Origin of the sequence: Nostoc sp. WHI (genome assembly GCF_015714725.1) — a bacterium.
GTDB lineage: Bacteria > Cyanobacteriota > Cyanobacteriia > Cyanobacteriales > Nostocaceae > Nostoc.
This window is the reverse complement of record NZ_WBKM01000273.1, coordinates 1-8,742: the sequence shown is the minus strand read 5'-3', so window position 1 is coordinate 8,742 and position 8,742 is coordinate 1. Positions and strand designations below refer to the sequence as shown.

Annotated in this window: 4 protein-coding genes; all 4 read left to right on the top strand. The window is 46.7% G+C overall.

Annotation, left to right across the window (positions count from 1 at the left end; all coding sequences use genetic code 11):
* Positions 1–617 precede the first annotated feature (617 nt).
* A complete protein-coding gene (locus F8S12_RS27470; RefSeq protein WP_196519452.1) occupies positions 618–1,160 on the top strand; it encodes a hypothetical protein in 543 nt (180 codons plus the stop codon).
* Positions 1,161–1,523: 363 nt separating this feature from the next.
* The gene (locus F8S12_RS27465; protein WP_196519451.1) at positions 1,524–2,108 is read left to right on the top strand and encodes a CAP family protein; all 585 of its coding nucleotides are present in this window, start codon (positions 1,524–1,526) and stop codon (positions 2,106–2,108) included.
* A gap of 232 nt (positions 2,109–2,340) precedes the next feature.
* Complete coding sequence (locus tag F8S12_RS27460; RefSeq protein WP_196519450.1) at positions 2,341–5,028, top strand: Ig-like domain-containing protein; 2,688 nt, start codon at positions 2,341–2,343, stop codon at positions 5,026–5,028.
* A 327-nt stretch (positions 5,029–5,355) separates the two neighbouring features.
* A complete protein-coding gene (locus tag F8S12_RS27455; RefSeq protein ID WP_196519449.1) occupies positions 5,356–8,673 on the top strand; it encodes a beta strand repeat-containing protein in 3,318 nt (1,105 codons plus the stop codon).
* Positions 8,674–8,742: the final 69 nt, after the last annotated feature.

Below are 8,742 nucleotides of genomic sequence, written 5' to 3'. Positions count from 1 at the left end.
GGTAAAGCAGTAGCGAGTGTTTCAATGCTAACAGTTTTAATAGATTGTAATAAATTTATCAGGATTTTTAGTAATAAATATTCTGCACGTCCCAATTCTCGCTTGAGGTTTGTTTCGTAGAATTCAGGTAATATTATCATTAAATAGAGCTTGTTGCGAATGAATGCTCTTTTTGTTTTACCACAAATTGCTACACTCTTTGTAATATAAGCATTCTAGACCATTTTGTCCCCCTGCAAGCTCTACGACTTGAGCAACACGAGAAAATTAACTGCCCAACAGCTTAATTAAAGCTTGATTCGTGACTTAATTGATAGATACATAGGATCAATGACCTAGTGCAGTATGGGTTATTTATCCTAGTTAAAAATAGGACAACTGTACGATGCGTTAACCAAGGCGATCGCTGTACAATCCATTACGTCAATGATTTAAGCAAAACTTTGGCCATGCCTTGCCTCTGCGGTCAAAGCGCACAGGCAAAGAAGGTTATACCCTAATACAGTTCAGTAAAAACGTTGCATTGCATAGAGATGTTGCAATACAACATCTCTACAAATGTTTAGCTGAAAGTACTTGTAAAATCACTACATCCGCGTAATCAATTGAAAAAGAACATGAATAAAATCTGGTCTTGCAATACTTTATTGTTTAGTTCAGTTTTTGCTTGTACATTGCTTGCCACTTCTAATGTTGTTCGCGGTGACGACTTCTCTGTACAAAAAACTATTGCTAATACAGCACGTTGTCAACAAAATGTCACTGGTGCTTACCTGACAACAATCTTTAACCCAGATGGGACAATCGGATCTCGTGGGGTTATAACACTTACCAAAGACGGTAACTTTTTTGTCATTGACTCCAATCAAGGTGGTGTTACCAACGTCTTCAATCCCTTTAGCAATGGACAAGGTGCTTGGAAGTGTAGTAGCAACACTGGGGTCAGCGCCAGATCAATTACCTTTGCTTTTCCAGGAAGTGCCGGCTCTACAGGTAGCATTGCCCGATCTGACTATCAAGCCAGCTTTAACCCTCAAACGCAGACAGTACAAGGAACTATCACACTGCGTTTTTTCAACCTAAATGCTAATCCCTTATTAAATAATGTCCCGCCTATAGGAACATTCAACTTCTCAGGCCAACAAATCAAAGCCAACTAATCCTCATCCCTCTCCTTAGTAAGGAGAGGGACAGGTTTTGCGTAGCATAACCAGGGTGAGGTTTTCTTGAGCCGATAACCCGTAAATTGCGTTGAGAAAGACTTGTGTGTACACAGTAGCCTTATCTACCAGGCTGCACCTTAGTTGCATTAACTTGCATCTTAGTTGCATCGACTCGCACCTTAGTTGCATTAACTCGCATCTTAGTTGCATCGACTCGCACCAATACTTTTGATGCTAGTGATGTTTCACTCTGGAAGATCCCCCAACCCCCTTTGAAAAGAAAGGCTATAGTTTTCTCTTTTTAAAGGGGGTTAGGGGGATCTAACTTAACCCAACTTATTACTTAATAGATACAAAACCATGAAGAAATTCTTTTCAACTCTAACCTTGACAACAGCTACAGCTTTAACCGTTGCACTAACAGGAGGAGCAATAATCAGTGACTCCGTTTTAGGACAAACATCTATTGACTTAGCGACGTTACGTAGCACTGCTGTCTCTAAACACAACACTTATCGAGCTACGCATAAAAGCCCTAACATTACCATCAGTGATTCCCTGAACACCAGCGCTCAAGCTTGGGCTGAAACCGTTGCCAAGAGTGGAAAATTTGCTCACAGTACCAATCGCAACAACGTAGGAGAAAACATATACGCTTCTTACACTACAGAGACTTCGATAGACCCAGCCACCCTTGGTAACGGAGCAGTTTCAGACTGGTACAGCGAAATTAAAGATTATAACTACGCCAGTCCAGGGTTTTCTAGCGATACCGGGCATTTTACTCAGGTGGTTTGGAAAGGCAGTACTGAATTAGGCTGTGGTGCAGCACAAGGCACTGCAACGATTGACGGTAATAAATATAACGCCTTTTATGTGGTTTGTCAGTATGCTACCGCAGGTAATGTGCAAGGGCAGTTTCCTGATAACGTGCTGAAACCTTAGTAATCTGTCAAGTTTAAATTCATCCGCAAGCAAGTTTGTAGTAAGGACTTTAGTCCTTATTTCCTAAGCACTAAAGTCTTTATTACAAACCCTCAAAACATCTGAATTTGTATGGTGCGTTATGGAGATACAGCACATCTTGCTCTCATTTATCACAGTGCATTAGCCAGAAGCATAACGCGCCTTACAAGTAACTGCTCATCTACAACTTAAAACAAAGGAAATAAATCAAATGGCAAATTTCATCGTCACCAACACCAACGACAGCGGCGCAGATTCTTTACGGCAAGCAATTCTCGACGCCAATGCTTTGGCAGGTGCGGATACAATTACCTTTGAGGGCAGTGTGTTTACCGATGCCACCCCCGACACCATTACTCTGACTTCTGGGCAATTAAACATTACTGATGCCCTAACTATCAACGGACTAGGGGCAAGCAACCTGAGCATCAGTGGCAACAATGCCTCCACTGTCTTTAATGTAGATGATGGTAGTAGCAATCAAATTGCCGTCGCAATTAACGAACTGACAATTACGGGTGGAAATAATAATTTTTTAGTTGGTGGCATCTTCAACCAAGAAAACCTGACGCTATCCAACAGCAGTATCTCTAATAATACTGGGTTCTACGGCGGCATCATCAACAATGGCACCCTCAGCCTAACGGGAAGCACTGTCTCTGATAATACTGGGACTGGGAATGGAGGCGCTGGCGGCATTGTTAGCCTTGCCCCCGACGCCTCCGCCACCTTCATCAACAGCACTATCTCTGGCAATACAACGGTAGGACTCGGCGGCGGCATAGGGAGCAATAGTGGTCCAATAACCCTGATCAACAGCACTGTCTCTGACAATACAGCGGCAGGACTCGGCGGCGGCATAGTTGCTGGCGGTATATTAAACCTGACCAACAGCACTGTCTCTGGCAATGCGGCAGGATCAAGCGGCGGCGGCATAGTCAGCGTTAGTACAGTAAACTTGAACAGCAGTACCATTACCAATAACACTGCTAGTAGTGGCGATGGCGGCGGTATATTTGTGCTAGCAGGCACCGTCACCGCCCAAAACACCATCATCGCTGGCAACCTCGATTTGGGAAATGAAGCCCCTGATATTTTTGGCGCGGTGACAGGAAATGCCAACAACCTCATCGGTAGCTTGAGTGGCGCATCTGGCAGCATTGGCACAGGCAGCGACATCACTTTTGCCTCGGCTGGCATTACCAATATTAACCAAGTCATCGGCTCTCTCGCCAACAACGGCGGTGCTACCCAAACTCACGCTATAGTTTCTGGTTCGGCTGCCATCAACGCGGGAGACAATGCCTTTATCCTCTCTGGTGTCACCACCGACCAACGGGGTATCACTCGCACCATTGGCGGTAATGTGGATATTGGCGCTTATGAATCGCCTTTCATCCCTCCTGTTGCGGCTAATGATACTGCTAGCACTGATGAAAATACTGTTGTTAACATCAACGTTTTGGGCAACGACACCGATGCTAATGGCGACAGCCTGAGTGTTACTAAAGTTAATGGCAACAGCGTCACAGTAGGTACACCAATTACTCTAGCTTCTGGTGCGCTGCTGACTCTCAACGCCAATGGCACTTTTGACTATAACCCCAACGGTCAATTTGAGTCTTTGGGTGTGGGAGTCACTGCTAGCGATAGCTTTACTTACACAGCTAGCGATAATGGTAATGGTGGCACCAGCACAGCAACAGTTAACTTAACCATCAACGGCGTTAACGATGCCCCAACTGTAGCAAATATCATTGCAGACCAAACAACCCTAGAAGATGGTTTCTTCAGCTTTACCGTTCCCAGTAACACCTTTGCTGATGTCGATGCTGGTGACAGTTTAACTTATACTACCACCCTCGCTAACGGCAACCCCCTACCTACCTGGTTAACCTTCAACGCCAATACTCAGACCTTCAGCGGCACCCCTGACGACCCAGATAACGGCACAATTAGCATCAAAGTTACCGCAACTGACACCAGCAATGCTACAGCTAACGATACCTTTGACCTAACGGTAACTCCCGTCAACGATGCACCTGTAGCCGGTGATGACTCTGCTAGCGCCAATCAAAATACACCTTTGACTCTGCTATCTACTGATTTGTTAGCAAACGATACCGATGTAGACGGCGGCGCTTTAAGCATCACTGCTGTGAGTAACGGTGTTAACGGTAGTGTCAGCTTAAATGGCAGTGGCAATGTTGTCTTTACTCCCACAACCAACTTCACTGGTAATGGCAGCTTTAACTATACTGTCAGCGATGGCAATGGTGGCACTAACTTGGGGATAGTAACGGTAGCAGTTGGCATCAACCTTAACGGCACTAACAATAACGATAACCTCAACGGCACATCCGGCAACGACATCATTAATGGACTCAACGCTCAAGATACCATCTCCGGCAATGCTGGCAATGATAACCTTGTGGGTAGCAATGGTGACGATTTACTCTATGGCGGTACTGGCAACGATCAACTTTATGGCGGTAATGGTCAAGACACGCTCTATGGTGATGCTGGTAATGACTATCTCGAAGGTGATAACGGTGATGACAAACTCTATGGCGGTGACGGTAACGACAGTCTTATCGGAGGTAACGGTCAAGATTTACTTGTCGGCGGTGCGGGTAACGATTTCCTCAACGGCGGCAAGGGAGATGATAACCTAACTGGCGGTACTGGTAGCGATATCTTTGTGTTGGATAAAGCCGCAGGGCGGGAAACGATTACTGACTTTAGTTTAGGTCAGAGCGATCTTATCGGTTTGTCTGGCTTGAGTTTCAATCAGTTGTCTTTCTCTGGTAATCAGATTAGTTTAGGCAATCAAACTCTAGCGATACTGACTGCGTTTGATACTACAACGCTGACACAAAGCAATTTTATCCCTGTTTAAGTGTATTGGGTGGGCAAATGTTTGCCCACCCGACAAATTGCTTTGTTGCATTGACTCGCAACTTTGATGCATTGACTTGCAACTTTAATGCATCGGCTTGCAACTAAGTTGCATCCACCTGCAACAAGCAAGTTCGTAGTAAGGACTTTAGTCCTTATTTTCTAAGCACTAAAGTGCTTACTACAAACTTTCAAAACATCTGAATTTGTATGGTGCGTTATGGAGATACAGCACATCTTGCTCTCATTTATCACAGTGCATTAGCCAGAAGCATAACGCGCCTTACAAATAACTGCTCATCTACAACTTCAAACAAAGAAAATACTCATGGCAAATTCAGTTTTCAACTTATCTAACCTCAACGGCGCTAACGGCTTTATTCTTAACGGCATCACCGAGCGTGACCAATCAGGCTTCTCTGTCAGCAATGCTGGGGATATCAACGGTGACGGCTTCGACGACGTGATTATCGGGGCATATCGTGCCCTCTCCGATTTTGGGCAGAGCTACGTGGTGTTTGGCAGCAGCAGTGGCTTTAGCCCCACCCTCAATCTCTCCACCCTCAACGGCACTAACGGCTTCGCTATCAACGGCATCGCAGCAGGTGACCAATCAGGCAGAGTTGTCAGCAATGCTGGAGATGTCAACGGTGACGGCTTCGACGACGTGATTATCGGGGCATTCGCTGCCGACCCCAACGGCTCTTTGTCTGGGCAGAGCTACGTGGTGTTTGGCAGCAGCAGTGGCTTTAGCCCAACTTTCGACCTCTCTACCCTCAACGGTACTAACGGCTTCACCATTAACGGTATCGCTACGTTTGACTTGTTAGGTGGTTCTGTCAGCAGTGCCGGAGATGTCAACGGTGACGGCATCGACGACCTGATTATCGGGGCATATGGTGCCGACCCCAACGGCTCTTTTTCAGGGCAGAGCTACGTGGTGTTTGGCAGCACCAGTGGTTTTAGCCCCATTCTCAACCCCTCTACCCTCAACGGCACTAACGGCTTCACCATCAACGGCATCGCTGCAAATAACCAATCTGGCAGATCTGTCAGCAGTGCCGGGGATGTCAACGGTGACGGCTTCGACGACGTGATTATCGGAGCACCTGGTTCTGTGCAGAGCTACGTGGTATTTGGCAGCAGCAGTGGCTTTAGCCCAACTCTCAACCTCTCCACCCTCAACGGCACTAACGGCTTCACCATCAACGGTATCGCAGGTAGCCAATCAGGCTTTTCTGTTAGCAATGCGGGGGATGTCAATGGTGACAACATCGACGACGTGATTATCGGGGCATTCGTTGCCGGCTCTTTGTCTGGGCAGAGCTACGTGGTGTTTGGCAGCAATAGCGGTTTTAGCCCTACCCTCAACCTCTCCACCCTCAACGGCACTAACGGCTTCACTATCAACGGCATCGCTGCGGGTGATAGATCGGGCTTTTCTGTTAGCAATGCGGGGGATGTCAATGATGACAACATCGACGACGTGATTATCGGGGCATTTGGTGCTAACCAGAGCTACGTGGTGTTTGGCAGCAGCAGTGGCTTTAGCCCAACTCTCAACCTCTCCACCCTCAACGGTTCTAACGGTTTCGCTCTTAACGGTGCAAGTTTTACAGGCAGATCTGTCAGCAGTGCTGGGGATGTCAATGGTGACAACATCGACGACCTGATTATCGGGGCAGATTTTTCACGGCAGAGCTACGTGGTGTTTGGCAACCGCGCTCCCGGACTCGACCTCAACGGCTCTAACGGATTGGGGATTGATTTTAGCACTACCTTTACTAGCACTCCCGTCTCCATTGTCGATAGCGACTTCACCCTGACAGACAACAATGCTACTTTGGCGGGTGCTGCGATCGCCATTACTAATCTCTTAGATGGCACATCTGAAAGTCTAGCTGCCACTGCAATCGGTAACATCACCGCTAGTTACAACGCCACCACAGGCATTCTCACCCTCAGCGGCACGGATACAGTTGCCAATTACCAACAAGTCCTTGCCAGCCTGACTTACAACAATACAGCAACTTCTCCCAACACCACTAACCGGACAATTGAGTTTGTTGTCGATGACGGGCAAGCTTTCAGTAACACCAGTGCGGTAGCAACTACCACTTTAAACTTTAATCAAGCACCGATCGCAGTTAATGATGCCCTCAGCACAAATGAAGACACAGTTCTCAACGGGAATGTGCTAATTGCTAATCCTACCACACCCGACAGTGACCCGAACAACGACACTTTAACGGTGACACAGGTGAATGGCAATGCTGCAAGTGTCGGCAACTCCTTGACTTTAACGAATGGTGCAATACTTACTCTCAACAGCAATGGCACTTTTGTCTACAATCCCAACGGTCAATTTGAATCTTTGGCTGCGGCTGCTACTGCCAGCGACAGTTTTACTTATACTATCAGTGATGGTAACGGTGGCACTAGCACAGCAACAGTTAACTTGACCATCAACGGCGTTAACGATGCGCCAACTGTCGCAAATATCATTGCAGACCAAACAACCTTAGAAGATGGTTTCTTCAGCTTTACCGTTCCAACTAATACCTTTGCTGATGTCGATGCTGGTGATAGTTTAACTTATACCGCCACCCTCGCTAACGGCAACCCCCTACCTACTTGGTTAACCTTCGACACCAATACCCGCACCTTCAGCGGCACCCCCGATGACGCAAATAACGGCACAATTAGCATTAAAGTTACCGCAACCGACACCAGCAATGCTACTGCTAACGATACCTTTAACTTAACGGTAACTCCCGTCAACGATGCACCTGTAGCTGGTGATGACTCTGCTAGCGCCAATCAAAATACACCTTTGACTTTGTTGGCTGCTGACTTGTTAGCTAACGATACCGATGTAGACGGCGGCGCTTTAAGCATCACTGCTGTGAGTAATGGTGTTAATGGTACTGTCAGCTTAAATGGCAGTGGCAATGTCGTCTTTACTCCCACAACCAATTTCACTGGCAATGGCAGCTTTAACTATACTGTCAGCGATGGCAATGGTGGCACTAACTTGGGGATAGTAACGGTAGCAGTCGGGGTCAACCTCAACGGCACTAATCAAAACGATAACCTCAACGGTACATCTGGCAACGACATCATTAACGGACTCAACGCGCAAGATACGATTTCCGGCAATGCTGGGAACGATAATCTTGTGGGTAGCAATGGTGAGGATTTACTCTTTGGCGGTACTGGCAACGATCAACTTTATGGCGGTAACGGTCAAGATACGCTCTATGGTGATGCTGGTAATGACTATCTCGAAGGTGATAACGGTGATGACAAACTCTATGGCGGTGACGGTAACGACAGTCTTATCGGAGGTAACGGTCAAGATTTACTTGTCGGCGGTGCGGGTAACGATTTCCTCAACGGCGGCAAGGGAGATGATAACTTAACTGGCGGGACTGGTAGCGATATCTTTGTGTTGGATAAAGCCGCAGGGCGGGAAACGATTACTGACTTTAGTTTAGGTCAGAGCGATCTTATCGGCTTGTCTGGCTTGAGTTTCAATCAGTTGTCTTTCTCTGGTAATCAGATTAGCTTAGGCAATCAAACTCTAGCGATACTGACTGCGTTTGATACTACTACGCTGACACAAAATAACTTTATCTCTGTTTAAGAGTGTTGGGTGGGCAAATGTTTGCTCACCCTACTGAACCTTTGATGCATCGCCCTGCACCTTTGATGC

What these genes read in the sequence shown, in the direction of transcription:
- F8S12_RS27455 (WP_196519449.1), top strand. Translation starts at nt 5,356, where the DNA reads ATGGCAAATTCAGTTTTCAACTTATCTAACCTCAACGGCGCTAACGGC.
- F8S12_RS27465 (WP_196519451.1), top strand. Translation starts at nt 1,524, where the DNA reads ATGAAGAAATTCTTTTCAACTCTAACCTTGACAACAGCTACAGCTTTA.
- F8S12_RS27460 (WP_196519450.1), top strand. Translation starts at nt 2,341, where the DNA reads ATGGCAAATTTCATCGTCACCAACACCAACGACAGCGGCGCAGATTCT.
- F8S12_RS27470 (WP_196519452.1), top strand. Translation starts at nt 618, where the DNA reads ATGAATAAAATCTGGTCTTGCAATACTTTATTGTTTAGTTCAGTTTTT.